24 protein-coding genes and 1 riboswitch are annotated in these 24,449 nt (G+C 62.2%); of the genes, 11 read left to right on the forward strand and 13 right to left on the reverse strand.

The window, feature by feature from the left end; all coding sequences use genetic code 11:
- Positions 1-16 precede the first annotated feature (16 nt).
- The 6 genes from C7T36_RS27120 to C7T36_RS27145 are packed head-to-tail and all read left to right on the forward strand — an operon-like array spanning position 17 to position 6,392.
- Positions 17-1,096, forward strand: coding sequence for an ABC transporter substrate-binding protein (locus tag C7T36_RS27120; RefSeq protein WP_045068991.1), 1,080 nt, complete (start codon positions 17-19; stop codon positions 1,094-1,096).
- Positions 1,093-1,914: an ABC transporter ATP-binding protein gene (locus tag C7T36_RS27125; RefSeq protein WP_045068993.1), complete on the forward strand. Its 822-nt coding sequence runs from the start codon at positions 1,093-1,095 to the stop codon at positions 1,912-1,914. The genes C7T36_RS27120 and C7T36_RS27125 overlap by 4 nt, the downstream gene beginning before the upstream one ends.
- Positions 1,907-2,785: an ABC transporter permease gene (locus C7T36_RS27130; protein ID WP_045068996.1), complete on the forward strand. Its 879-nt coding sequence runs from the start codon at positions 1,907-1,909 to the stop codon at positions 2,783-2,785. The genes C7T36_RS27125 and C7T36_RS27130 overlap by 8 nt, the downstream gene beginning before the upstream one ends.
- A 32-nt stretch (positions 2,786-2,817) precedes the next feature.
- On the forward strand, positions 2,818-4,164 hold the full coding sequence (locus C7T36_RS27135; RefSeq protein ID WP_045068998.1) for an LLM class flavin-dependent oxidoreductase: 1,347 nt from the start codon (positions 2,818-2,820) through the stop codon (positions 4,162-4,164).
- The gene (locus C7T36_RS27140) at positions 4,161-5,396 is read left to right on the forward strand and encodes an MFS transporter (RefSeq protein WP_045069002.1); all 1,236 of its coding nucleotides are present in this window, start codon (positions 4,161-4,163) and stop codon (positions 5,394-5,396) included. Before C7T36_RS27135 ends, C7T36_RS27140 begins: the two co-directional genes overlap by 4 nt.
- A gap of 9 nt (positions 5,397-5,405) precedes the next feature.
- A complete protein-coding gene (locus C7T36_RS27145; RefSeq protein ID WP_045069780.1) occupies positions 5,406-6,392 on the forward strand; it encodes an LLM class F420-dependent oxidoreductase in 987 nt (328 codons plus the stop codon).
- Between the two features lie 23 nt (positions 6,393-6,415).
- Here the strand turns inward: C7T36_RS27145 and C7T36_RS27150 are convergent, their stop codons facing one another.
- The 6 genes from C7T36_RS27150 to C7T36_RS27170 all read right to left on the reverse strand — a co-directional run bounded on the left by C7T36_RS27150 (position 6,416) and on the right by C7T36_RS27170 (position 14,160).
- A complete protein-coding gene (locus C7T36_RS27150) occupies positions 6,416-7,078 on the reverse strand; it encodes a DUF3239 domain-containing protein (RefSeq protein WP_033234082.1) in 663 nt (220 codons plus the stop codon).
- Positions 7,079-7,160: 82 nt separating this feature from the next.
- A complete protein-coding gene (locus C7T36_RS27155) occupies positions 7,161-9,248 on the reverse strand; it encodes a peptidase (RefSeq protein WP_045069782.1) in 2,088 nt (695 codons plus the stop codon).
- Between the two features lie 100 nt (positions 9,249-9,348).
- Positions 9,349-11,007: a DNA repair helicase XPB gene (locus C7T36_RS27160; RefSeq protein WP_033234083.1), complete on the reverse strand. Its 1,659-nt coding sequence runs from the start codon at positions 11,005-11,007 to the stop codon at positions 9,349-9,351.
- A gap of 216 nt (positions 11,008-11,223) precedes the next feature.
- Entirely contained in the window at positions 11,224-11,388 is a 165-nt protein-coding gene (locus tag C7T36_RS30305; protein ID WP_165826323.1) for a hypothetical protein, read from the reverse strand.
- A 234-nt stretch (positions 11,389-11,622) separates the two neighbouring features.
- On the reverse strand, positions 11,623-11,748 hold the full coding sequence (locus tag C7T36_RS30680; protein ID WP_254922770.1) for a hypothetical protein: 126 nt from the start codon (positions 11,746-11,748) through the stop codon (positions 11,623-11,625).
- An 87-nt stretch (positions 11,749-11,835) separates the two neighbouring features.
- Complete coding sequence (locus tag C7T36_RS27170) at positions 11,836-14,160, reverse strand: helicase-associated domain-containing protein (protein ID WP_045069007.1); 2,325 nt, start codon at positions 14,158-14,160, stop codon at positions 11,836-11,838.
- Between the two features lie 60 nt (positions 14,161-14,220).
- Between C7T36_RS27170 and C7T36_RS27175 the strand changes: the two genes are divergently transcribed.
- Positions 14,221-14,409, forward strand: coding sequence for a hypothetical protein (locus C7T36_RS27175; protein WP_033234086.1), 189 nt, complete (start codon positions 14,221-14,223; stop codon positions 14,407-14,409).
- Positions 14,410-14,497: 88 nt separating this feature from the next.
- On the opposite strand, the gene C7T36_RS27180 is transcribed toward C7T36_RS27175, so the two are convergent.
- From C7T36_RS27180 to C7T36_RS27195, 3 genes are all read right to left on the reverse strand, one after another.
- Positions 14,498-15,058: a transglycosylase family protein gene (locus C7T36_RS27180; protein ID WP_033234087.1), complete on the reverse strand. Its 561-nt coding sequence runs from the start codon at positions 15,056-15,058 to the stop codon at positions 14,498-14,500.
- An 8-nt stretch (positions 15,059-15,066) separates the two neighbouring features.
- Positions 15,067-15,285, reverse strand: a riboswitch (cyclic di-AMP (ydaO/yuaA leader).
- A gap of 255 nt (positions 15,286-15,540) precedes the next feature.
- Positions 15,541-15,930: a YccF domain-containing protein gene (locus C7T36_RS27190; protein ID WP_045069009.1), complete on the reverse strand. Its 390-nt coding sequence runs from the start codon at positions 15,928-15,930 to the stop codon at positions 15,541-15,543.
- 33 nt (positions 15,931-15,963) lie between these two features.
- The gene (locus C7T36_RS27195; protein ID WP_033234089.1) at positions 15,964-16,191 is read right to left on the reverse strand and encodes a membrane protein; all 228 of its coding nucleotides are present in this window, start codon (positions 16,189-16,191) and stop codon (positions 15,964-15,966) included.
- A gap of 234 nt (positions 16,192-16,425) precedes the next feature.
- On the opposite strand from C7T36_RS27195, the gene C7T36_RS27200 reads away from it, so the two are divergent.
- Positions 16,426-16,839, forward strand: a complete 414-nt coding sequence (locus C7T36_RS27200; protein ID WP_165826321.1) for a cold-shock protein — start codon at positions 16,426-16,428, stop codon at positions 16,837-16,839.
- A gap of 67 nt (positions 16,840-16,906) precedes the next feature.
- On the opposite strand, the gene C7T36_RS27205 is transcribed toward C7T36_RS27200, so the two are convergent.
- The 3 genes from C7T36_RS27205 to C7T36_RS27215 all read right to left on the reverse strand — a co-directional run bounded on the left by C7T36_RS27205 (position 16,907) and on the right by C7T36_RS27215 (position 19,979).
- Positions 16,907-17,392: a DUF2771 domain-containing protein gene (locus C7T36_RS27205; RefSeq protein ID WP_033234362.1), complete on the reverse strand. Its 486-nt coding sequence runs from the start codon at positions 17,390-17,392 to the stop codon at positions 16,907-16,909.
- 2 nt (positions 17,393-17,394) lie between these two features.
- Positions 17,395-19,071: an MFS transporter gene (locus tag C7T36_RS27210; protein ID WP_179300846.1), complete on the reverse strand. Its 1,677-nt coding sequence runs from the start codon at positions 19,069-19,071 to the stop codon at positions 17,395-17,397.
- Between the two features lie 71 nt (positions 19,072-19,142).
- A complete protein-coding gene (locus tag C7T36_RS27215; protein WP_052683589.1) occupies positions 19,143-19,979 on the reverse strand; it encodes a glutaminyl-peptide cyclotransferase in 837 nt (278 codons plus the stop codon).
- A gap of 38 nt (positions 19,980-20,017) precedes the next feature.
- On the opposite strand from C7T36_RS27215, the gene C7T36_RS27220 reads away from it, so the two are divergent.
- The 3 genes from C7T36_RS27220 to C7T36_RS27230 all read left to right on the forward strand — a co-directional run bounded on the left by C7T36_RS27220 (position 20,018) and on the right by C7T36_RS27230 (position 24,136).
- Positions 20,018-20,830, forward strand: a complete 813-nt coding sequence (locus C7T36_RS27220; RefSeq protein WP_033234092.1) for a DUF3027 domain-containing protein — start codon at positions 20,018-20,020, stop codon at positions 20,828-20,830.
- Positions 20,831-20,898: 68 nt separating this feature from the next.
- Entirely contained in the window at positions 20,899-23,571 is a 2,673-nt protein-coding gene (locus tag C7T36_RS27225) for a sacsin N-terminal ATP-binding-like domain-containing protein (RefSeq protein ID WP_052683590.1), read from the forward strand.
- 10 nt (positions 23,572-23,581) lie between these two features.
- Positions 23,582-24,136: a phosphatase PAP2 family protein gene (locus C7T36_RS27230; protein WP_033234094.1), complete on the forward strand. Its 555-nt coding sequence runs from the start codon at positions 23,582-23,584 to the stop codon at positions 24,134-24,136.
- Positions 24,137-24,143: 7 nt separating this feature from the next.
- Here the strand turns inward: C7T36_RS27230 and C7T36_RS27235 are convergent, their stop codons facing one another.
- Positions 24,144-24,398, reverse strand: a complete 255-nt coding sequence (locus C7T36_RS27235; RefSeq protein WP_045069014.1) for a DUF2530 domain-containing protein — start codon at positions 24,396-24,398, stop codon at positions 24,144-24,146.
- Positions 24,399-24,449: the final 51 nt, after the last annotated feature.

The following is a 24,449-nucleotide window of genomic DNA, read 5'->3' on the forward strand; positions in this document are numbered from 1 at the left end:
TACAGGAAGCACCTTCATGATTCGCCCCCGTTTCGCGCGCTCTGTCGCCGCGGCCCTCGCACTTGTCTCTCTAGCCGGCCTCGCCGTCGCATGCTCAGGTTCCTCCGACGAAGTGGTCAAGACCGCTGACGGTAAGACCGTCCTTCGCTACGAGGGGAGTGCAGGTCAGGTATTGTTCCCGGAACTTGCCGCCGACCTCGGGTATTTCAACGACGTGCAACTCGACTGGATCGGCGACACCACCAGTGGTCCGCAGAGTATCCAGAATGCAGCCACCGGTCAGACCGACTTCGGCGGAGCCTTCAACGGAGCCATCGTGAAGTTGGCTGCTGCCGGATCTCCGATCACTTCGGTCATCGGTTACTACGGCTCGGACAAGCAGAGTTTCAATGGGTACTACGTACTTGACGGTAGTCCGATCACATCGGCAAAGGACCTGATCGGCAAGAAGGTCGGAATGAACACCCTCGGGGCGCACCACGAGTTTGTCGTCCGTGAATGGCTTGCGCGGGAAGGTCTTACGCCGGACGAGATCAACCAGGTGGAACTGATCGTTGTTCCGCCGGTCAACACGGAACAGGCACTACGCCAGGGTCAGATCGACGTCGCAACCCTCGGATCGGTCTTCCGAGATTCGGCTCTCGAACGTGGAGGTCTGCGTGAGCTTTTCACGGACGAATCGCTGTTCGGATCGTTCACCTACGGCACGTTGGTATTCCGCGACGACTACATCGCGCAGAACAAAGATGCAGTCGCTGACTTCGTGCAGGGAACAGCACGCGCCATTCGTTGGACGCAGACGCACTCGCGCGATGAAGTAGTCGCCAAATTTACCTCGATCATCAACTCTCGGGGACGCAACGAAGACACGAAGCTGATCAGCTACTGGAAGAGCCCGGGAGTCGCCGGACCCGGTGGAGTGATTGAGGACGTCGAGATCAGTACCTGGATCGACTGGTTGACCCGCAACGGTGAATTGGAGGAAGGGAAACTGACTCCGGCGGACATCTATACCAACACATTCAACCCGTACGCCAACGGGACGTACACACCCGAAAGTGGCGCTGACGGACAGGCATTGGAGGTCGGAAAATGAGCACTCAACCGAAACTTCGGCTAGAGGACGTCACCAAGGAATTCGACATTCGCGGGACGAGTGAAAAATTCACGGCGGTCGAGGGCATCAACATCGACGTGGCACCGGGCGAGTTTCTGGTCCTCGTCGGCCCCAGCGGCTGCGGCAAGTCCACTCTGCTCGATCTGCTCGGCGGGCTCAGTTCTCCGACATCAGGCCGAATCCTTTTGGACGGCAAGCAGATCGCCGGTCCGGGGCTGGATCGCGGAATTGTCTTCCAACAGTATGCTCTGCTGCCGTGGCGCACTGCTCGTCACAACATCGAGTTCGGATTGGAGGCCAAGGGCGTCAAGAAGAGCACACGACGCGAACTTGCCGATCATTACCTCGAGTTGGTCGGCTTGGAGGGATTCGCCGATCGGTACCCCCACGAGCTGTCCGGCGGTATGAAGCAGCGGGTCGCCATCGCTCGCAGCCTTGCCTTCGACCCGGAAGTGTTGCTGATGGACGAGCCGTTTGCGGCATTGGACGCACAGACGAGGGAATCGTTGCAGGGCGAGTTGCTCCGGATCTGGAAAGCGACAGGCAAGACGATTCTGTTCATCACTCACGGTATCGACGAGGCCATCTATCTCGGACAACGCGTGGCCGTCTTGACGTCCCGGCCTGGACGGGTGAAGACGATCGTCGATATCGACATCGATCGGACCGCCGCGGATGTGCGCTCCGGTGAGCAATTCCGCGATTACCGGCACCAGATCTGGACCCTTCTGCACGGTGAAGTGGAACGTGCGCGGACCGATGAGCTCGATCCGACGAAGGAGACCGCGAATGTCTAGCGCACTGGCAATCCCGGAATTGGTTACCGCGCCGGAACCGACATCAGAGCGGCGGGTCGGCTCTGTGACCCGAAAGTCGGCCGATCAGGTCGGCGCCGCAGCACGTTACGTGCGATCGACGGCATGGCGCATCGCAAAGCCGTCGATCGCCATCGCTGTGCTACTCGGAATCTGGGAATTGGCACCACGCTTCGGGTTGGTGGACAAGGTTTTCCTCCCACCGTTCAGTGAAGTGGTGTCGGCGTTCTTCACTCTGGTCGGCAACGGCCAACTGCAAGAACACGTCACCGCAAGCTTGTCTCGTGCCTTGACCGGATTTTTTGTGGCAGTAGTGATCGCGGTTCCGTTGGGCATCGCGATTGCGTGGTACCGCCCCGTCTCGGATTTCCTCAATCCGATCCTCGAACTGTTCCGCAACACAGCGGCTTTGGCGCTACTGCCCGTATTCGTGCTGATACTCGGAATCGGTGAAGAGTCGAAGATCGCGCTGGTGATCTATGCCTGCACCTTCCCGATCCTGCTCAATACGATCTCCGGAGTGCGCAGCGTTGATCCTTTGCTCGTCAAATCCGCTGTATCACTCGGATTTTCTCCGATCAGGCTGTTTCAGAAGGTTGTCCTCCCGGCCGCGGTACCTACGATCTTCACCGGGATTCGGATGTCGGCCGCGTCGTCGATCCTCGTGCTGATTGCAGCCGAGATGGTCGGAGCCAAAGCTGGTCTCGGATATCTGATTACTGCATCCCAGTTGAATTTCCAGATTCCCAACATGTATGCGGGCATCATCGCAATCTCTTTGCTCGGTCTTAGTCTCAACGGTGTCCTGGTGCTGATCGAACGCCGGCTCTCACGCTGGCGTCCCGCCACCTGATACTCACTCATCGGAAGGAACGTTCTTTTATCATGTCCGAACGACAGTTTCACCTGAACGCATTTCTCATGGGCGTCGGCCACCACGAAGCAGCGTGGCGTCATCCGAATACTGATGCGGCTAACTTGTTGGATGTCAAGCATTTCCAGAATCTGGGCCGCATCGCGGAACGCGGGAAGCTCGACTCGGTGTTCTTTGCCGACGGTTTGGCCGTCGGTCCGCGCGTCAAGCACAATACCCAGGCGATTTTCGAGCCGGTCACCTTGCTGTCGGCGATAGCGGCAGCGACAGACAAGGTTGGCCTGATCGCCACGGCTTCGACCAGTTACGGCGATCCGTACACTCTCGCGCGGAAGTTCGCTTCGCTCGATCACATCAGCGGTGGCCGCGGCGGGTGGAACATCGTGACGTCGGCCGGCGCCGATGAAGCCGCAAACTTCGGACTGGGTGCAGTGCCGGCGCACAGTGACCGTTACGAGCGGGCCGAAGAGTTTGTCGATGTGACGCTTGACCTCTGGGACAGCTGGGAAGAGGGCGCAATCCTCCTGGACGAGGAGACCGGCGTGTTTGCCGACCCGGACCGAGTACACCGCATCGACCACGACGGTCCACGATTCTCGGTGGCCGGGCCGCTCAATTCGCCGCGATCGCCGCAGGGCCGGCCACTACTGGTGCAAGCTGGATCCTCCGAAAGTGGTAAAGATTTCGCGGCGCGATATGCCGAAGCCGTCTTCACTGCGCAGCGAACACTCGAACAGGGCCAAGACTTCTACTCCGACCTCAAATCCCGATTGATCAGGTACGGCCGCAACCCGGACGACCTCAAAGTGCTGCCGGGAATCGTTCCCTTCATCGCAGACACGGAAGACGAAGCAAAAGCGCTCGAGCAGTCGTTCACCGATCTGATCTCGCCGGAGTACTCGTTGCGTCAACTCTCGAACATGGTGGGCGTCGACCTCACGGAACACTCGCTCGACGCACCTCTTCCGCCGTTGCCCGATCTTGATCACATCCAGGGCAACAAGAGCCGATACCAATTGGTCAAGGACTTGGCTGAGACCGAAAAGCTCACGGTCCGTGAGCTGATCGGCAAACTTGGCGGTGGGCGGGGACACCGCACCTTTGCCGGGACGGCGGAGCAGGTTGCCGACGAGCTGACCGAATGGTTCGACAAAGGTGCAGCCGACGGTTTCAATATCATGCCGCCGTACCTGCCGGGTGGGCTCGAGATATTTGTCGATCGGGTTGTGCCGATTCTGCAGTCCCGGGGGCTTTTCCGTACGGAGTACACCGAATCCACGTTGCGTGGCCACTACGGGCTTGCAGAGTCGGTCGGTAAGCGCTCGCGGGCTACGGTGGCCGTAGAAGTGAGCGCGTGACGGAAACAGTTCCCCGAGCGCAGCCAGGAGTAGGCGCGCTGAAGCCGTTGGTGACAACGGTTTTTGTCCCGGCTGCGATTTTCGGAATCGGCCAGGGCGCGGCGGCGCCGATCATGGCTGTGACCGCCCGGGACCTCGGGGCGTCGATCACCGTTGCGGGACTGATCGTTGCGCTCGGCGGATTGGGCGCTGTTCTCGGTGATCTACCGGCCGGCCGGATAGTCTCGCGTTTCGGCGAGCGTCGGTCCATCATCGGCGGAAGTGCTCTCGGTGCAACAGGAGTGGTGATCTGCCTGTTCGCCGCGACTCCCTGGGTACTGGGAATCGGAGCCCTGCTGACCGGACTGGCAAATGCGGTGTGGGGCCTGGCTCGGCAGAGTTACCTCGCTGAGACGGTTCCGCTGAGCTTGCGAGCCCGGGCGATGTCGTCGTTCGCGGCGATGTGGCGTCTGGGATTCTTTCTCGGACCACTGATCGGCGCCGGGGTGATTCTGATGATGGGCACCCGCGGCGGATTCCTGGTTCAGTTGGTCGGTGTTGTACTCGCCGGGGCTCTGATGGCACGCGTTTCCGATCCACCGCGCACGGTCGACGCGAGCGGCGGCGCACACCGACTCGTCACGTTGACCGACATTCTCGGTCGACATCGCGCACCGCTGTCGACACTGGGCATCGGATCTGTCCTGATGGGCGCCGCTCGGGCGTCGAGGGAAGCGGTACTTCCACTGTGGGCATTGCATCTCGGGTTGGACGCTGCCCAGGTCAGTGTGATCTTCGGTGTGGGCGCGGCAGTGGATCTCCTGTGCTCGTATCCGGCCGGACACATCATGGACCGCTACGGCAGAAGATTGGTGGCGGTCCCGTCGCTCACTGTGATCGGAGTGTCGTATCTTCTGCTGCCGCTGTCGACAGGAGCATTGGGATTGACCGCGGTTGCCGTTGTCATGGGCATTGGCAACGGGTTGGGCAACGGAGTCATCATGACGTTGGGTGCGGATATCGCTCCACCGGACGAGCGGGCCGAGTTTCTCGCAGCCTGGCGCCTGACCCATGACACGGGGATGTTCGGTGGACCTCTTGCGATTGGTGTGCTTGCTGCTGCAGTTCCACTCGGTTGGGCCTTTGCGGTTCTGGGAGCGACGTCCTTTGCCGGCGCAGCGGTGATGCATCGATATATTCCGTGCTATTCGCCGTCCGTGGCGGCGCAGGCGGATCGCGGACGGTCTGGGTAGGCTCGCATGATGCGATTCGGACTCTTTGTTCCTCAAGGCTGGCGCCTGGACCTGGTTGGCATCGACCCTGCACAGCAGTGGGAGGTGATGCGTGACTTCACGTTGCGGGCGGAAGCGGGACCGTGGGAGTCGGCGTGGGTGTACGACCACTTTCATACGGTTCCTGCGCCGACGGAGGAAGCAACGCACGAGGCATGGACCCTCATGTCGGCCCTTGCCGCGTCGACGTCGAGTATCCGGTTGGGCCAGATGTGTACCGCCATCAGCTACCGCAACCCGGCCTATCTCGCAAAAATTGCGGCCACCACCGACCTGATCAGTGGAGGTCGTGTCGAAATGGGTATCGGCGCCGGCTGGTACGAGCAGGAATGGCGCGCCTACGGTTACGGTTTCCCTTCTGCCGGTGAGCGACTCGGCCGTCTCGACGAGGGAATCCAGATCATGCGACAGTCGTGGTCGACCGGCAGCGCGACGCTGGATGGCAAGTACTACCAGGTCGACGGCGCTATCTGTCGACCACTTCCACTTCAGGACAAGGGAATCCCGTTGTGGATCGCGGGCGGCGGCGAGAAGGTCACCCTGAAGATTGCGGCAAAATACGCGCAGTACACCAACTTCGACGGCACACCCGAAGGATTCGAGCGCAAGTCCGAGATCTTGAAGAAGCACTGCGATACGGTGGGCACCGACTTCGACGCCATCGTCCGCTCCGCAAACTACAACGTTGCCATCGGATCGACGGAAGCCGAAGTGGCCGAGCGGCTTCGGGTAGTCAAAGACCGGCTGACGCCTTTGGTGGGCGAAGCTGCTGCCGAAGCGTCGCTGGACGCGTTCCGCGGTATGCCCGCAGTCGGAACTCCGGAACAGATCATCGAAAACCTGTCAGCGCTCAAGGCACAGGGGCTTGAATACGGGATCTTCTACTTCCCCGAAGCTGCGTACGACACCTCGGGCATCGAGTTGTTCGAACGTGAGGTATTGCCGGCACTGCGCTAGAGAAGTTTCTTCAGCGGCAGTCGCTAGCGCAGGTTGTCGGGCAGGTCAGCCGGCTCGATCATGACGCGGCGTTCCGGGTGGGTGCGAACTTCCTTCGAGTCAGCGAGTCGACTCTGAAGGAAGTTCCACTCACTTGCACTGATCGCTGCGGTGGCGCGAGCCAGGACTCGGGCGTCCTTGGTGCCCCATTCGATGGGCATCGGGTTGACCATCTGCCAGACGTCGTCCTTGCTGCGCGTGGAGCGGTCCGACCGCAGGGCGACCGACGGAACACGATCGCCGACCTTCCAATGAGGGTTGAGTCGGACGTTTCGGCTGACCAACGCGTATCGCGGTCCTTGCGTCGACGGCTTCGCGACGTCGATCAGCGCGGTCAGTGTCGCGGCGCGAGGGTGAATCTCGGAGACGATCGTGGGGACCAACGGGTTTTCGCTGTACAACTTTTCGATGCTTCCCACCTTGCGCGGCGCCCATACGGCCACACCCAGCGAGCTGATCGCACCGACAGCGAGAACAGCGCCGGCGATGGTGGACCACACCGCACCCATGCTGATGAGCCAGGCGGCAAGCGCAGCGAGGATGAGGGCGAAGATCACGGCAGAAACCTGCAGACGACGGACATCGGCCAACGTGTCGTTGACGGACTTCGCGTGAGCCTTGTCGACGGTGAACTGGAAATCAGCCACTGGTGTGTTCCTTCGCAGGTGGCGGGCGGGTGTACTCGGTCGAGGGCTCCTGAAAACTCCAGGAGCCACTCCACCAGGGTAGCTACTTCCGCGCGCGCTCCCACATCTGCAGGTAGGCCTCCGCGCCGCGGCTCATGTCGTCGATAATCTGATCTCCATCCGGCCCTGCGGCAATACGCATGTCCGCAATCCAATCGGGGATCATTCCGTACTGAGCCACACCGTCGACGTTGATGTCGAAGACGCGGTCACCGGCGCGCTGCTTGTCCATGACTGTGCCGTCGAAGGCGGTGTACGGGTACTGCAAAGGTTTGGCGTCGGCATCACTGCGCGGCGCGGCCTGGGGACCGAATCCGTTGGTGTCGGCGCCGTAGCCGAATCCGAAGTAGTAGTTTTCGCTTCGCATCTCCCTGGCTTCGCGCCACTGGTCGATGAATCCGGTCTCGCCGTGCTTACCGTCGGAAGCATCGAGTGTGCCCGCGTACAGCGCAACAAAACCACCGAGTGCATAGATCCGCCGGTAGAAGCTTTCGTCGCTCCAACTGTGGCTCGACACAACGCCGGAGTACTGGGCGGTTTCGAGGATACCGAGTGTTGCGTCCGCTGCCTTGACGCTCATGTGGTCGATGTCGATGATCATGCCTCGCTCCATCAACCCGCGGATGGTGTGCTCACCGAGAGCACTCAATCCACGTGAATTACATTGCGCACCGGCCGGATACACCGGAAGCGTCACGCCGGGTGGGAGTACGGCGAGGAGATTCTGGGCACCGTCGACCTTGGTGGGCAGCTCGTTGTCCTCGGCGACGCCGGTGCACGGTTCGGACTGCCAGAACTCACCGGTACCCAGGTAGTTACCGATGTTGACGGCCACCCCGGTGATGCCGCCGTCGAAACGCGTGCCACCTAAGGCATTGTCGAACTTGTGCGTGACGATCATTTGCCGGACACCCAGATCGTAGAGTTCGTCCAGACCGCGATCGATATCTTCGGTCGTGCACTGCGGCACATCGTTTCGCAGTGTGCACCCGAAGGGTTCCGACACCTCGATACCCAGCGTGACGGCCAGTTTTCCGTCGGCCGCCACCTGCCGGGCTTCGGCCGGTGAGCTTACGATCCGGAACCAGCCACGGCCGGGGCCGCCGTACTGTGCGTCGACGTAATCCTGGATCTCACGAGTCTGCTTGGCCTGGATCCGGATCGTCTCCATTTCGTCGCACGGATTGCGTTTGGTCGGATACAGCTCGCACAGAACACGATTGGCAACAAGAAGGTTGGTGAAGATGCGCAAACCGCCGCGCCACGCGCGTTCCACCCACGTGTAGTAGGTCTGCTCGTGAGTCAGGGAATCGTGAGCCGGCCAATCGGGGAAAGTGGGCCACCCGGCGGTGTTGTGGGTTGCGAATGGATCGCCGAAGGAGAGAACGTTTTCGAGTAGCGCCGGCATGCCGTTGGGTTGATGGTCCGGGCAGTCGACCAGCGCGGCAGTGACGCCTTGGGGATCAAAAGGCTTACCGCAGTGCAGATTTCCTCCCATGAACTCGGACGCATTCATATGGACATGCGTATCGATGAATCCGGTGACCTCGCCGCCCGGGCCTATCTCCGACGGCGTACCAGTAGCGTTCACTTCGGCTTCCGGGAAATCGGCGCATCCGGTGCGGGGGATCAGGGCAAACGAGGCGGCATCCGGTGCGCCGCCGGGTTCGTCCAGCGACAGGGTGGAATCGTGGCTGACCAGTGTTCGACCGTTTGTGGTGGCGGTGAGAACAAACTTCTCGCCGCTCGACATCACTGTCCAGTCCGTCGACGGGGTCGCGATTGGCGTTGCCACGACGCCGCCGGCGCCGTCATGGGCAAGCATCGATCCGTCGGTGCCGTAGAACATGAACCGGCCGAGTTGCGCCGCATGGAGCCTGAATGATTCGGCGTCGTCGACGGTTGTTCCGCCGCTGCGGTAGCCGCTGCCGTCCCGGTTCACGAACGCACCGCCGGCACCCTGTAGTGCGTAGCAGCCGTTCGCAAGCTGATACACCGTTGTACCTGGGGCGACCGGAGTCGCCGAACTGACGCCGGTGGTGGCAACCACTCCGATTGCCGACAGCAGCGACGCTGTCAGAAGCGCAACTGCGGCGCCGAGACGACCGCGTGAACGTGTAACCGAGCGCAACATGCGCGACTCCCCGATAGGCACAAGTGTGACAGGGAGCACGCTATCGCGATATGGACGTCCGTCCAGCTAATTAGTGAAACTTGTTATAGAAATGTGTTCAACCGATGGCTGGGCCCAACAGGTCGTCCGCGTCGGTGATTCGATACGCGTACCCCTGTTCTGCGAGGAACCGCTGACGGTGTGCCGCGTACTCGGCATCGAGCGTGTCGCGGGAAACCACCGAATAGAAGTGCGCCTGACCGCCGTCGTGCTTGGGTCGCAGGAGGCGCCCGAGTCGCTGAGCTTCTTCCTGCCTCGATCCGAAGGTTCCCGAAACCTGAACGGCAACAGAGGCTTCCGGAAGGTCGATTGAGAAGTTGGCTACCTTGCTCACCACCAGCGTCTGGATCTCGCCGTTGCGGAACTGATCGAACAGGATCTCGCGTTCCTTGTTCTTGGTCGATCCCTTGATCACCGGAGCGTTCAGGGCTTCACCGAGTTCGTCGAGCTGATCGAGATACGCACCGATCACCAAGGTCGGCGAATTCGGATGTTTGGCCAGAATCGACTTCACGACAGCAATTTTGGTGTGCGCCGTCGAGCATAGTTTGTAGCGCTCCTCCGGTTCCGCCACCGCGTAGGACATGCGTTCGGCGTCCGTCATCGTCACTCGCACCTCGACGCAATCGGCCGGCGCGATCCAACCCTGCGCCTCGATGTCCTTCCACGGAGCGTCGTAACGCTTGGGTCCGATGAGCGAGAAGACGTCGCCCTCGCGGCCGTCCTCACGAACCAGTGTTGCGGTGAGGCCGAGGCGTCGACGCGACTGAAGATCGGCAGTCATACGGAAGACCGGCGCGGGCAACAGATGAACCTCGTCGTAGATCACCAAGCCCCAGTCGCGGGAGTCGAATAGTTCGAGGTGCTTGTACTCACCCTTGGTACGACGCGTGATCACCTGATACGTCGCGATCGTGACGGGTCGAATTTCCTTGCGCTCACCGGAATATTCGCCGATTTCTTCCTCGGTCAACGACGTGCGGGCGATGAGCTCACGCTTCCACTGACGACCGGCAACGGTATTGGTGACGAGGATGAGTGTGGTGGCCTTGGCCTTTGCCATGGCCGCCGCGCCTACCATCGTCTTACCGGCACCACACGGCAGCACGACGACGCCCGAGCCGCCGGCCCAGAAAGAATCCGCCGCCATCTGCTGGTAGTCACGCAGTTCCCAGTGGCCCTCTTCGAAAGCGAGATCGATCGGGTGCGCTTCGCCGTCCACGTAACCGGCGAGATCCTCGGCCGGCCAGCCGATCTTGAGCAGCATCTGCTTGAGGCGACCGCGCTCACTCGGGTGCACGATCACGGTGTCGTCGTCGACCTTCTCGCCGAGCATCGGTGAGATCTTCTTGTGCCGCATCACCTCGGTGAGCACTGCGCGGTCGAGGCTGACCAGGATGAGGCCGTGGACCGGGCTCTTGACCAACTGCAAGCGTCCGTACCTGGCCATGGTGTCGACGATGTCGACCAGTAGGGGCTGCGGGACGGCGAACCGCGAGAACGAGACCAGTGCGTCGACTACCTGCTCGGCGTCGTGTCCGGCGGCACGGGCATTCCACAAGGCCAGGGGCGTGATGCGATACGTGTGGACGTGTTCGGGGGCCCGTTCGAGCTCTGCAAAGGGTGCGATTGCCTGTCTGGCATCGCCGGCGCGCTCGTGATCGACCTCCAACAGCAGCGTTTTGTCGGATTGGACGATCAACGGTCCGTCGGTCACGAAGTCCTCCTGGTGTAGCGAATGCGATGGTGCAGCCGTGTAGCGAATGCAGCAGTGTCGCGGCAACCCTGCCATTGTCCTGCTATCGCGGTGAATACGCCAAGTGACGGGCAATACACAACGCAAACAGGGGTGCCCACACTTGGGCACCCCTACGTCAACGTGGCACAGTTGACGGCTATTCCTGACCCCGTATTTCGGAGACGCGGAAACTTTCTATTTCTGCGCCACCGCAGACTTTCGCATTTCCATGACATGAGTTATCGCTTCGGAAATTCCGGAGCGATAGCCGATATTCTTTTCGCTGTCACCGGGAGTTGAATCCAGTTCTGATTCAAGTCGGGTTTGAATGCGATCAAGCGCATGGATTGTTCTTTTCACGGTGGGTCCTTTGTTTTACGAACGACCCGATAATAAAATTCCGGGTCGACGAGCGTGTTCGTCGAGGACGCAGACCGCGGCCAGTGTCATCCCGGCAACATATCCGCGGGACCGTGGATCTGTGCCTCTGCTACTGGACCTGAACTGGTCGAACGTCTCGTGAAGGTAGTCGAGCGCATCGGTCTCGGCTTGCATGATGAAGGTTTCTCGAGAGAAGAACGAAAGTATTTTCCGTCAGCTCCGCTTTCTCTTGCGGATCAATTCCGAAGAATCCGCAGCTTTTTCGCGCTTTTCTGCGCGGCGTTCCTTGATCGACTGGGCGGGCTTTTTCATATTCTTGCCCGGTGCCTTGTCAGCCATTGTCGCTCCTCATTTTTCGAAGTGGCAATCACAAACTGACCTCGACCATACTTCATTTACAGAAAAAAGCCAGTTGCCTTTTTCCGATCACTTTTTTCCGGAGTCGACAGGGCTGACGGAGGTGATGCGGTGCAAGGTGAATCGGCGCACTGCGCCACTCGCCGGATCGAATGCGTCCAACTGCCCGCCGCCCACACTGACCGGATCGACGATGCGATGCGTGGCCACCCCCTGAGCGTCGACGTAGCCGATGTTGACGCTCTTTCCCTCGCGGGCCGCGGACGAGAGCAGCGCGATGGCGGCGGCATTGCTTTCCCGCGATCCGTCGGCGCGAACCCCGCCCCGGCCGGGTGTGGCAGCGCGGTCGCCGGCTCGCATCGTTCGCACCAGTGCGTCGAGCTGTTCCGGCGACGGACTCGACGGCGTTCGGGTGGCGTGCCGCAAGCGACGGTTCGGGATTCGAGCCCCGCGCGGGCGCAGATCGACGAGGGCACCCGACGAATCCTCGCCTGCGGGCGCAAAGCCGGCAGCGCGAAGTTCGGCCAGAACTTCCCGCAGCGGTGCCTGGGACACCGCCACCGTGGGGGCGAGGGCGCGCAAGGCCAAGGGCTCCGCGACGGGGGAAGCGAGAACCTCGGCCAAGAGGGATGCATCCTCGCATCGGATGAACGACGCGGCCACGCCCGCCCGCAACCGGCCGTGCCGGCGTGCAACGTCGTCGATGAGGTACGAAAGCGATTGTGGTACCGGAGTTTTGGACTTCGTGCTGAACATCGTCTGCAGTTCCGTCGCCGTCAATCCGGCATCAAGTGCTCGGCGGATACTGCTCTCGCTTATGCGGTACATCGACGCCGCACCGGCCGATTCGATATCGGCTACCAAGGTCACCTGCTCGAGCAGGTCAGGTACCAGCGGGCCGGGTGCGACCAACGTCAGGTCGGCCTGAACCAGGATGTAGTCGATCGGCTTCGGCAGCGCCGCCGCCATTTCGGCTTCGGCGTCGCCGCCGTGCAGCATCGCCCGCCCAGGTGAACTCAGTGCGCCCCGCGCCACCAATCCGAGAGCCGACGCCTCCGCAAGTGTGTTTTCGACTGCAAATGTCCGAAGCCGGCCGCTCCGTCGGGGATGACGCCACGCAAGTGAACGGCTCACCTCGGCGGGCGAGGCGCTCTGCCCACTGTCGAGTTCGGCCAAGAGTCCGAGAATCGACGCCCGGTCTCTCGGTGCAGACGGTGCGCGGCCCTCCTCCGCCAGCGCGGCGATCGGCTTGTCGGACGGATCGCGCATTCCGATCATCCAGGGGACTCGGGGGACATCGATCCACGCCGACGCCAAGACCTCCCATTTGCGGGCCGTGGTCGCGTTGAGCCAACCGTCGACCGTTATCGTCGGGGTCCAGTAGTCATCCGCGGTGTCGGACGCCGGGGCGGGGTCGGGGGTGCCGCTGGCAATCAATCCGGCGGCGGCGAGGAGTTCGACCACAAGATTGAGCCGACTCTCGTCGAGGTCCGCGGCCTTCGCGATACGTCGTAGTTCACGCACTCCGAGTCCACCGGCGCGCAACGCCGGGGCAGGTGCGGCCCCGAGAACGGCGATCACGTTTTCGCTCTGGCGAACCAACTCGAGGGCTTCGCCCGCGGCCGCCGCATTGACGTCGGCAGGTTTGAGTTTGTCGCCGGTGATCACCGGCGCGGTGAGCGTTGTCGGATCGAAGACTGGTTCGCCGCGGATAACCTGACGTACCGTCGCCGGCAACTCCACCGTCTGCTCGTCCAACCACCGGAGCAGGCCGGCCGCCAAGAGTTTCTGCACAGGACGATCTGCTGGCGTTTCCGGAGCCGCGTCGCGGGTTCGGCCGATGGGGCTCGAGTTGGCCAGCGTCTCGAGCAGACCGCGTTCACGTTCGCCGAGCGAATTGAGCGCCGCGGTGATCTCGGCTTCCGACATGGACTCGGCGGGCTCGAGGGCGCGGCCCAGTCGCCAAGGGATGGTGTCGATGGCAGCGGGGACGATGCTGATCGGATCCGTGCCCCAGATGAGCGCATAGGCCCGCATCTTCGCAAGCGAGGCATCGACTGCCTTCTTGGTGACCTTGCCCTTACCGGTGAGGGCGCGGGCAGCGAGCGCGTCGTTCAATTCCGCGCGCGTCATGGGGGTTTCCTCGGCGCCGGCGAGCGCCAGCAGTTCGAGAAGTCCGAAGTCCAGTGTGTCCAGCTCGTCGGCTGCTCTACCGACCGACGCGCGTTGCTGTGCGCGTCCACTGAGCACCACCATCGTGCTCGGCGGCGGCACAGCGAGATCCGGCCGCAAACGCAGTAGTTCCGTCAGCTCGGCGTCAGTGCGCGCCGACAGCCATTCGGTCAAACTGTCGGCTCCGGAAGTGCCCGCCTGGGTGCCACGTATTTCGGTCATCAGGTATCAGATTAGAGACCTGGTATGTACGGCGTAACGGAGTCCTGTCAAAATGGCTTCGTGGCCAACAATTCGAAGCAGCACTATGTAGATCCAGGATGGCCGGAAACTGCAGACGGAGATCACGCAGTGACCGAATTGTCATCGACCCGCTCCGGTGGACTTTCACCGTTCGGCGAGGACACCACCTTCCCGTTACCGGTGGAGTCACTTCCTTACATCCATCCGTACACCGTCATCAATCGCTAGATCCACTACGCGAAGAAGGCCCGCACCGAATCGGTGCGGGCCTTCTTCGTAGCTGGGTGCGTTCGAGCGGAACGCGCAGTTCGCAGTCCTACTTCAGGAAAGACTTCGCGGTGTCTGCTGCTGCAAGGATCTGGGGATCGACGACGATGCCGTTGGCCTCGGCGAATGCAATGGCCTGATCGATTGCGTCGGAGACCGGATGTGCGACGGTCTGAGCGACCTGCTGTGCCGGTGCGGCGGGTGCGGCCGGCGTCGTGGCCGGAGCGGAACGCTGCGTTGCGCCGCTGCTCAGGCCGAGGCTCGAGGAGCAGGACGGCCAAGCGCCCCATCCCTGGTTGGCCAGGACGCGCTCGGCAACAACGATCTGCTGCTCGCGAGTGGCGTTGTTTGCGGTGGCTGCGTACTCGCCGCCGCCGTGTGCGTTCCACGTGCTGGGGGAGAACTGCAATCCGCCCTGGTAGCCGTTGCCGGTGTTGATGGCCCAGTTGCCGCCCGCTTCGCACTGTGCGAGGCGATCCCAGTCGGAATCGGGGGCAGCGCTGGCGGTACCTGTGGCTGCGATTCCTGCTACACCCATGATGGCGCCGGTGACGGCGACCTTGGCGACAGTGCGGCCTGCGGTGGTGGGCTTGCGATGGCGTCCGCTCATGATCGTGAATTTCCTCTCCACACGCGCCTGCGAGGTCAGCTGTCGGGTTCGGGCTGAGAGGTTGCCCGGCCTCGCCTTTCCTGGCTGGAAAGGGTCTGGCTTCACCCCAAGGTTCGAATGTGTTGCTTGTCGAACCGGTGTCAGGTGGAGAACATTTCTGCTCTCACAGAGGACTTTGGGTCCCCCGTCCTTGTCCCTGGAATGCTCGAAAGTGGGAAGTTCCGGTACCCGCGGGACAAGGTTTGGCGCGGCGGGCCGGAGGTGGCCGGAGTTTCCCGGCCGGAATTCACGGTAACGGCTCTCACCGCTCATGTCACCATTTGATAACGCGGCGCGCCGAATGGGATACAAACCCGCCGCGAAAGCGCAGGGGACTCTTCCCAGGTAGTGAAGGATTCCGCAGCGAAGGTTCTCTTGTGGCTATTCCGTTATCCACCCGTAATGTGATGAAGGTCACACCGTTATCGGTGGGGGATTGGAAGCTATGCGTAGTTCACGCGATTGACGTCGACGATCTCCTTGCCCAAAGGCATCAGTGAGATCGGAATCATCTTCAGGTTCGCGACGGCCAAGGGGATGCCGATGATCGTGATTGCCATTGCCACCGCCGTGACAATGTGGCCGATCGCCAGCCAGATACCGGCGATGATCACCCAGATGACGTTGCCGACCATTGAACCGACACCAGCAGTCGGCTTGTCGACGACGGTCTTACCGAACGGCCAGAGGGCATAGATGCCGATTCGGAATGCGGCGATACCGAAGGGGATCGTGATGATCAGAATGCAGCAGATGATGCCTGCCGCGAAGTAACCCAAGGCCAACCAGAATCCACCGAAGACCAGCCAGATTACGTTCAGGAGAAGTCTCATGGTCGGTGACCTTTCGGTTGGGGTGACGGGAGATCAGCGGGCGCGACGACCCGCCCTCAAGGTGTAGACGATGGCCAGCAGAAAACCGACCGGACACGCCAAGGAGATCAAGTACAGCGCCAACCCCGGCGGTGTGTCGCTGAAGATGTTGATCGCGAAGATGGCGACGAGTGCGAGGAGTCCGATGAAAAACAACCCCATCGCGACTCGAAACAAGCCGTTTCCGGTGCCGGAAGTGCTCGGGTTCGGTTGAGTGTCCACATCTACAAGGGTAGTGCCCAGCAAACGTGGGTGCCGAGACCGGTTCGTCACAGGTAGACTGTGAGGCGACTGCGCGTCCCGTCAAGCAAGTTCGGGGCGCGTTCTTTTGCATTCTTCGACCGGAGTCGTTTACTTCGTCCGGGGTGATGCGAGCAGGACCATCGAGGCTCGTACGCGAGCCTTCCGAAAGTAGTGGGACGCCAGTCCCAGACGAGTGATGAGCGGGTGAACGCGGTGCCAACCGGCAAGGTGAAGTGGTACGACGTCGAAAAGGGTTTCGGCTTTCTGTCGCAGGAGGAGGGGGAGGATGTCTATGTACGTGCGTCTGCCCTTCCCGAAGGTGTGGAGGGTCTGAAAGCAGGCCAGAAAGTCGAATTCGGTATGGCTGCCGGTCGACGCGGTCCGCAGGCGCTGAGCCTGAAGGTGCTCGAGCCTGCCCCGTCGCTGCGCGGCGCATCGGCGCAGCGACGTGAGCCGGTTGTCCGCAAGCACACACCGGACGAACTGCACGGCATGGTCGAAGACATGATCACGCTGCTCGAGGCCAAGGTTCAGCCTGACCTGCGCAACGGCAAGTACCCCGACCGCAAGACCGCGCAGCGGATCTCCGAGGTTGTCCGCGCCGTGGCGCGTGAGCTCGACAGCTGATCAGTACGAGACAAGAAAATGCCCTGCACTCCTCTCGGGATGTGCAGGGCATTTTGTATGTCAGCGGTCAGGCTGTCTTGATCGACCAGATCAGTAGCCCCTGCTCGCTACCTTCGCCGACAGCAAGGTGGATCTCCACTCCCACCAGTTGCTTCTCGGGTTCGGCTTCGACGGTGACTGCCAACGATTCACCGGCTCCGAAGAAGCGAGGCTCACCGGTCTGATTGCCGTCGGCGTCTTCGTAGACTGCCAGCATCGCCCACTCGGCGTCCGAGACTTCCTTCGACAACGACAACTGCAACGGGTATCCCTCGGGCACGTCGAGTTCGTACACATCGCCGATCTGCGCGCACTGTGACAGGTCGATCGTGCAGAACCCGGCAGGCTGAGTCTCGATGGTGCGACCGTGCGCGTACGCGGTGATCTGCGGGAGCCCATCGGGCTCGTCGTTGATGTTCTTGATGATCACGACCAGAACCGAGACGTAGGCAACCAGCGCCACCACCATCAGGACACTGACCGCTGCCACGATCTTCTTTGTTCTTGCGCGCATGATCACTGCGGAGTACTTCCTTGTCCTCGATCGGATTTGCCGGTGTAGATCACTTCGGTCACTTCTTGCTCGGCCAGATCAGGCCGCTTGCCACCGAGCCCGGGCAGAAGTGAGCTGCCTCGGTAACTCAGGAACGTCTGCAGCAGACCGATCGTCAAGAACACCGAGACAACAGTGAACCCGATCCAGTATTCAGTAGGCAGCAGAACGCCCAACGCCCCGCCCAGCACCCAACTGAGCTGGAGGACGGTTTCGGATCTACCGAAACCGGACGCAATAGATTCCTCGGGCAGATCGTGCTGCAGCGACGCGTCCAGGGAGACCTTGGCCAACGCGCTCGCCGCGGATGCGATCAGTGTCGCGAGCGCGGCCGTCAGCAAGTTGTCGGTCAAAGCCGCGATGACGGCGATGATCCACACCGACGCGGTGCACCGAAGGACGACGAGGGCCGGTCGCCCCAGTTTGAGTCGCGCACCGGCAGCATTGCCACCGAAGTTGCCCAGCCCTGCGGCAGCGCCGACCAGGCCGAGCATCATTGCTTGCTGCAACGGCTCGTGGTCCGTTTTGGATTTGGCGACAAACGCTATGTACAACGTGAGGAAGCCGGTGAGAACGCGAATGGTGCCGTTGCCCCACAGCCCGATGATGACCGCGCGTCCGAGCGGCTGACGCACTTTTGCGCTCTTGATGCCCGAAGCGCGTCCGCCGCCTGCTGTGTGTTGTTCGTCCGGGTGATAGGTGATGGTGGCGGGAACTTCGCCTTCGGTCACCTCGACCCACGACGGAATGCGCATGCTCAGGTAGGCGCCGAACACCGTCACGACCACGGCGAACCAGAGGGCACCAGGCGATTTGAAGGCGAGTGCGAGTGCGCCGGCCACAGCGCCCGCACCGATGGTTCCACCGATCAACCCGAACACGGTGAGCCGCGAATTGACCCTGACCAGGTCTATTTCCGGTGGCAGTACACGTGGAGTCACCGCACTCTTGAGTACCGAGAACGATTTACTGAGCACCATCATGCCGAGGGCAGCCGGATACAGAATCCAACTGTCGAAGTTGAACACGAGGATCAGCGCCAGCACGGTACGAAGTCCGAACGACGCCGCCAGTGCGATTCGGCGGCCCCGCTGCAATCGGTCGAGCATCGGTCCGATGAGGGGAGCGATAACCGCAAACGGAGCGATGGTGATCAGGAGATAGAGCGCGACCTTCGTTTTGTCCTCGCCAGTGGCAGCGGAAAAGAACAGGGTATTTGCCAAGGCCACCGCGAGTGCCGCGTCGGTCGCGTTGTTGGTCATCACCGCGTACGTCAACGCGGTAAGGCCGGACTTGTCCGCGCCGTCGGCTTTTGCGGCGCGCTGGAACGTAGCGATGCCCTTGTTCGTCAGTTCCCGGCTGCGCATCGCGGCCACTCGCGTGACCGTGAGCTTGCGGGGCATCGGCGGGGCTTTGGGCGCGTCGGAACTGCTCTTCGAGCCCGAATTTCTGGCCTCGTCGCCATCGCCTGCGTCGTCACGGGAGCCGGGGATCGGGTGAAGCGGAGGTAACGGCGCACGACGCGCCGACGGCCGCGTCGCCGGTGGGTAATTGTCGTAACCGGGATGCAAAGTCTGCCCTGCGGATTCGTCGGGAATTCGCCGGGTATCGGGGTCGTAGGGTTCGCGCGGTCCGGTCACCACTCAATTCTGTCCTAGTCCGTGATCTGCGACCACGCACACCCCTGACGAGTCGAGGGGAAAGTTGGAAATCACTCGACAAATCGAACTTCGAAGATCTGTGGCCAATACTTTCCGGTCAGGAGAAAACGGTCGGTTCCGGGTATCTGGGCGATTCCGTTGAGGACGTCGACCGGGTTGGCGGATCCGTTGGTATCAAGGCGGCTGCGCAGCGGTGATGCATCGATCACGCCGCTCACGTGCCCGTCAGCTGGATCGATCGCAACGATTGTGTCGGTCTGCCAGACGTTTGCGTAGATGGTTCCGTCGTCGGCGCATTCCAGTTCGTTCAGATCTGCGACCGGCTGACCGCCGCGAGTGACCTCCACCGAATCGGTGACCGCAAATGTGTCCGGATCGCGGAACATCAGCGTCGACGTGCCGTCGCTGGTGACCAACTGATTCTCGAATGCACAGATCCCCCAGCCCTCGGTGGTGAGCGGAAATCGGCCGCGCTCGGTGAGAGTGTCCTTGTCGCGGACAATCGCGACGCCGTTCTTCCACGTCAATTGCCACAGGTCGTCACCGATCACGGTGATGCCCTCACCGAAGAGTGGAGGCGGCAACTCGGCGCGGGCAATATCGGGTCCGGAGACCGGGGTGCCGTCGAACTGCGTCGAGCGCACCCACGATTCCCCGACGCGCCCGGTGCTTTCGTACAGTCTGTCTCCGTCGATCTCGAGCCCCTGGGTGAAGGCCCCGCCGTCGTGGTCGTGGACCTCGATCACCTCGGCGGAGAGCTGTCGAGGAAAGTTGTCGGCCCCGGAATCGGGCGTTTCCTCATCCGTTGTCGAGCACCCCGCAACACCCGATGTGATCACTGCGAGCGCTGAGGCGATGCTGATGAAACCGGCGCGTGACCTACTCATCCGTCCAGCATCGCAGCCCTGTGCGTTGCGTACTTGTGGTGGTGCGGCAAACTGGAGGAGTGAGTGTTGCTACTTCTCCTGAGCGTGCAGTGCCGCGCCCCGTACTGGCCGATGCCGTCGATCTTGCCCGAGCAGCTGTAGTAGAGCTGCGCGAAGGCGGAGTCGGTGCATACCTCGGCGTGACGTCGGAGGATGAATTCGCCGCTACCCATCGTTTTGCAGCAGACCTTCCCGGCTACCGCGGGTGGCAGTGGGCTGTTGTTGTTGCCGCAGGTCCAGACGATACTCGCGCCACCATCAGCGAGCTGGCGTTGCTGCCCGGACCGGACGCACTGGTTGCGCCCGAGTGGCTTCCATGGGATCAGCGGATTCGTCCCGGAGACCTGTCGCCAGGCGACCTGCTGGCTCCGCCGGCGCAGGATCCGCGACTGGTTCCCGGCTACGTCGCGAACGGCGACCCGGAGGTCGACGACGTCGCCTTGGAACTGGGTTTAGGACGCAAGAAGGTCATGAGCCTCGAGGGCCGGCTCGACGCGGCTACGCGATGGTCCGAGGGAGAGTTCGGACCAGACTCCGACATGGCGAAGGCAGCGCCGTCGACCTGTGGGCTGTGCGGCTTCTATCTTCCGCTGGCAGGTTCGTTGCACGCCGCGTTCGGCGTGTGTGGCAACGAACTGTCCGCTGACGGCCGCGTCGTCCACGCGAGTTACGGCTGCGGCGCGCATTCCGACACCAGCCTTCCGCTCGGCGCCGGCTCTCCGGCTTTCGACGCCTACGACGACGGAGCCGTCGAGATGTCGAGCACGTCTGCCGCGGGCACCGAAGATTCGGGTTCGGTATCCACCGAGTAGGGGATCCGTTCGGGACCGGCGCGCTCCGCGACGCCACGCTGCGCGCGTGGGCGGAATCGCCGACGCGTCTGCGCGAGGACGCGGCCACCGAATCGGATTTGGCTGCAGCGGGTTACCGCGACAGGTTGCTCACAGAACTGGCACAGAACGCTGCCGACGCGGCGCTGCGGGCCGGGGCGCCTGGTTCCTTGTGGGTTGATCTCGACGGTTCGGTGCTGACTGTTGCCAATACCGGTCGACCGCTCGACGAGGACGGTGTTCATGCACTGACTGCTCTTCGTGCTTCGGGCAAGATCGATTCCACCGATGGTGTTGTCGGGCGCTACGGCGTCGGATTTTCCGCCGTTCGTTCGGTCAGTGACGAGCTCGAGCTGCGGTCGACTTCGGGTTCGATTCGATTCTCCGCCAAGGAAACTCGAAGCGAGATCGAGAAGGCCGGTCTGAAGGTTCCGGAGTCGGGAGTGCCGGCCCTGCGTCTGGTGTGGCCGTCGGAGGCGTCGCCACGCGCCGGTGCCGATTCGGAGGTAGTGCTCACGCTCCGCGACGACGTCGACGGCGGCGCCCTGTTGTCTCGGATGGCACGTGAAGCCGTGGATCTGCTCCTCGAGCTACCGGGTTTGACGTCTATTCGGCTGGGCGACAAAAGCTTTGAGCGTACCGAGCGTCTACTGGACTCCGGGCTGACCGAAATCTCGATCGGCACTGCGGTGTGGTGGCAATACCAGAGCGCCAAGGCCCGCTGGATAGTTCCGGTGAAAAACGGAGTAGTCGCACCGGTCACCGAAGACGTACTGCGGGCGCCGACGCGATCCGACGAAGAATTGTCTGTCCCGGCGCTTGTAGTCGCGGACATCGCGATGCAACCGGATCGGCGACGGATATTGCCCGGCGCGTCGATTGCCGCGCTGGCTGGGGGCTACGCGGATTTTGTCGGTGCGTTGCCTGCCGATCAGCGCACATCGCTTGTGCCCGTTCCGGCTTTTGCGCGAAGTGAAGTGGATTCCCTTCTGCGGGAAGCGCTTCTGAAGGAACTTCAGGAAAATGCCTGGCTTCCGGTTGTGGGGGAACCTGACCGGGCGCCGCAGCGGGCATCGGTAGTTCCTGGTCTCACCGACGATTTGGCGGAATTGCTCACCGACGTCATCGGCGGATTGGTTGTTCCCGAACTTTCCGGACCTCGCCATGAGCGGGCTTTGGCGGCGGTGTCGACACATCGGATCGGGTTGGCGCGCATCGCGGAACTGCTCAGCGGACTCGATCAGGAGCCGTCGTGGTGGTACCGGCTGTATGCGGCGCTCGAGCCGTTGGTCGTCGATGCTCTGGCGGTGGAAGAGCTTGGTACGCTACCGGTTCCGCTGTCGGACGGACGAATTGTCACCGGTCCGCGAACGGTGGTTCTCGGTACCGAACTCGGCGATTCGGTGCCGCCGGTGCCCTGGACCCGGCTTGTGCACCCGCAGGCATCGCACCCCCTGCTCTCGCGTTTGGGCGCAACGAGCGCGACGGCGACGGATCTGTTGTCCGACCCGGCGTTGCGCGCGCTGATCGAGGATGCTGCCGACCAAGATGATTCCGTAGCAACGGAATTGGCGTCGACTGTTCTTTCGCTGGCCGCGCATGTCGCGCCCGGCGCCGCGCCGTCATGGATCGGCGAAGTGCTGCTACCGGATTCGGACGGAGAGCTGTGCTCCGCGGACCAGTTGCTCCTGCCCGGCGCACCACTGGCGACTGTCCTGGTCGACGACTCACCTTTTGGCACGGTGCAGCCGAGCTTTGTCGAACAGGTGGGGGAGCAGGCCCTGCGCGTCGTCGGAGTCGGCTGGGGTTTCACCGTCGTGCGTGAGGAGTTGCCGTCCGGACCCGATCACGATCTCGATTCCGAGAGTCAGTGGTGGGACACGTTGGGGGAGGACCCCGAGTACATCGAGGCGGTCCGTGACCTCGACCTGGTCGACGAGAACCGATGGGCAGATGCGCTGACCCTGCTGCTGGAGTCACCGGCAACGAGAACCCTGCTCGAGGACCGTCGCGGATACACGGCGTGGTGGCTGCGCTCGCACGCCGAATTGGGCGGCGAGATACTGGGTTTGCTGCGCGCACCACACGATCGAACGTTCGAGGATCTCCTCGATGTCGCCGACCATCCTGGCAGCGAGTATCTGAGCTCCGTATTGGCGTCCGATACCGTCGACGATCCGGAACTGGCTCAGCTGTTGCTCGATCGGCTCGCGGATCCACTGCGTATGCCCGCACCGGCCGTCATCGCCCGAACCCACCACTTGCTGGCCGACGCTTCGCGGCGGCGCGTCCTCGATCTGGACGAGTTGAGCTTGCCGAGCTTCGTTCGTGGGCTGTCCGGTGAACTTGTCGACCCCGGTGATGCATTGGTTCTCGATCGGCCGTGGCTCGGTCCGGCATTGCCGACACAACGAATTGTTCTGGGTAGCTTCGAGACGGCGGAAGCATTGGCGGATTTGCTCGATGTCGCGACGGCATCGTCTGTCGTAGGCGGTCAGGTCGTGAGCACGGGCGTGCGAAGCTCATGGGCGGCGCAGCCGCACGCGGTCCTGATGTTTGCGGCGCTCGGACGGGAAGTACCCGGCGGCGAGGTAGTGATTCATCACGAACTCTCCGTCCGGTTGACCGGCGCCGTGGAGGCCACGGTGAGTGTGCCGTGGTGGGTGGACGGTGACGGTATCCATCACGTGATGCGTGTGTGGGCAGCTGCGCAGGGGATATGAGGGGGGAACAGTGTCGTTCGATCAGTGGGTACTTGATTCTGCAGTCGACCAACGGACGCCGTGGCTTGTGGATGTGGTGGATGTCATCACCGACAGCGGTGGAACCTTGGCCGCCTGGATCATCTCGACGGTCCTGACGATCACCTTGTTGATGCGCGGTCGGCGCATCGACGCTCTCCTCGTGGCGGGCTCCATGCTGACCGGACTGCTGGTGATGAGTGGGTTGAAGCGTATTTTCACGCGAACCCGTCCACCGGTTCCGGAGCGCCTGATCGAGATCGACTCGTACTCTTTCCCGTCCGGGCACGCCATGATGACGGCAATTCTTGCGACGGTGGTGGCTGCTGTGATCGTTCGGCTGACGTTGCCGTCGCTCGTTCGAGTCACGATGCTTGTTTCGCTCGCGCTGTACACCGTCGCTGTCGGGTTTTCCCGCGTCTACCTCGCGGCGCACTGGATGACGGACGTCCTGGCAGGGTGGGCGTTCGGTGTCATCTGGGCGGGTGTGTGGATCCTGGGAACCTCTCGCTCGCGACAGCGCCGCCGCGAACCACAGCCGGTCTGATCGCTTCTCAGAGCAGTCCGGCGCCCTGTTGGGCACCTCGACGGCCTCGGCGGGCAGCGCGGCGTTGGAGCCAGAAGAGGCTGTAGCCGAGGAATCCGACGCCGATCCCGGCGTAACAGATGGGCAGTGCTCCCGACCAGCGATCACCGCTGAGGAGGACCACGGCTGTCACGATCACCCATGCCAGCGTGCCGACGACGAGAGCCGGCGCCGGTGCGGACAAACGGTCGATAACGGTTGTTGTGTTGGGCGTCTCGTTCACAAAATTAACGCTACCCGTACCCCTGTGCCCTACTCTCCCTTATGCGACCGG

It is taken from the genome of Rhodococcus sp. AD45-ID (assembly GCF_003023755.1).
Classification (GTDB): Bacteria; Actinomycetota; Actinomycetes; order Mycobacteriales; family Mycobacteriaceae; genus Rhodococcus_F; species Rhodococcus_F globerula.

Bases quoted from the DNA above. Each gene is read 5' to 3' on its own strand.
- C7T36_RS27205 (WP_033234362.1), bottom strand. From the start codon at position 17,392: ATGCGCGCAAGAACAAAGAAGATCGTGGCAGCGGTCAGTGTCCTGATG.
- C7T36_RS27170 (WP_045069007.1), bottom strand. From the start codon at position 14,160: ATGACCGAAATACGTGGCACCCAGGCGGGCACTTCCGGAGCCGACAGT.
- C7T36_RS27130 (WP_045068996.1), top strand. From the start codon at position 1,907: ATGTCTAGCGCACTGGCAATCCCGGAATTGGTTACCGCGCCGGAACCG.
- C7T36_RS27215 (WP_052683589.1), bottom strand. From the start codon at position 19,979: ATGAGTAGGTCACGCGCCGGTTTCATCAGCATCGCCTCAGCGCTCGCA.
- C7T36_RS27125 (WP_045068993.1), top strand. From the start codon at position 1,093: ATGAGCACTCAACCGAAACTTCGGCTAGAGGACGTCACCAAGGAATTC.
- C7T36_RS27180 (WP_033234087.1), bottom strand. From the start codon at position 15,058: ATGAGCGGACGCCATCGCAAGCCCACCACCGCAGGCCGCACTGTCGCC.
- C7T36_RS27145 (WP_045069780.1), top strand. From the start codon at position 5,406: ATGCGATTCGGACTCTTTGTTCCTCAAGGCTGGCGCCTGGACCTGGTT.
- C7T36_RS30680 (WP_254922770.1), bottom strand. From the start codon at position 11,748: ATGGCTGACAAGGCACCGGGCAAGAATATGAAAAAGCCCGCCCAGTCG.
- C7T36_RS27120 (WP_045068991.1), top strand. From the start codon at position 17: ATGATTCGCCCCCGTTTCGCGCGCTCTGTCGCCGCGGCCCTCGCACTT.
- C7T36_RS27190 (WP_045069009.1), bottom strand. From the start codon at position 15,930: ATGAGACTTCTCCTGAACGTAATCTGGCTGGTCTTCGGTGGATTCTGG.
- C7T36_RS27135 (WP_045068998.1), top strand. From the start codon at position 2,818: ATGTCCGAACGACAGTTTCACCTGAACGCATTTCTCATGGGCGTCGGC.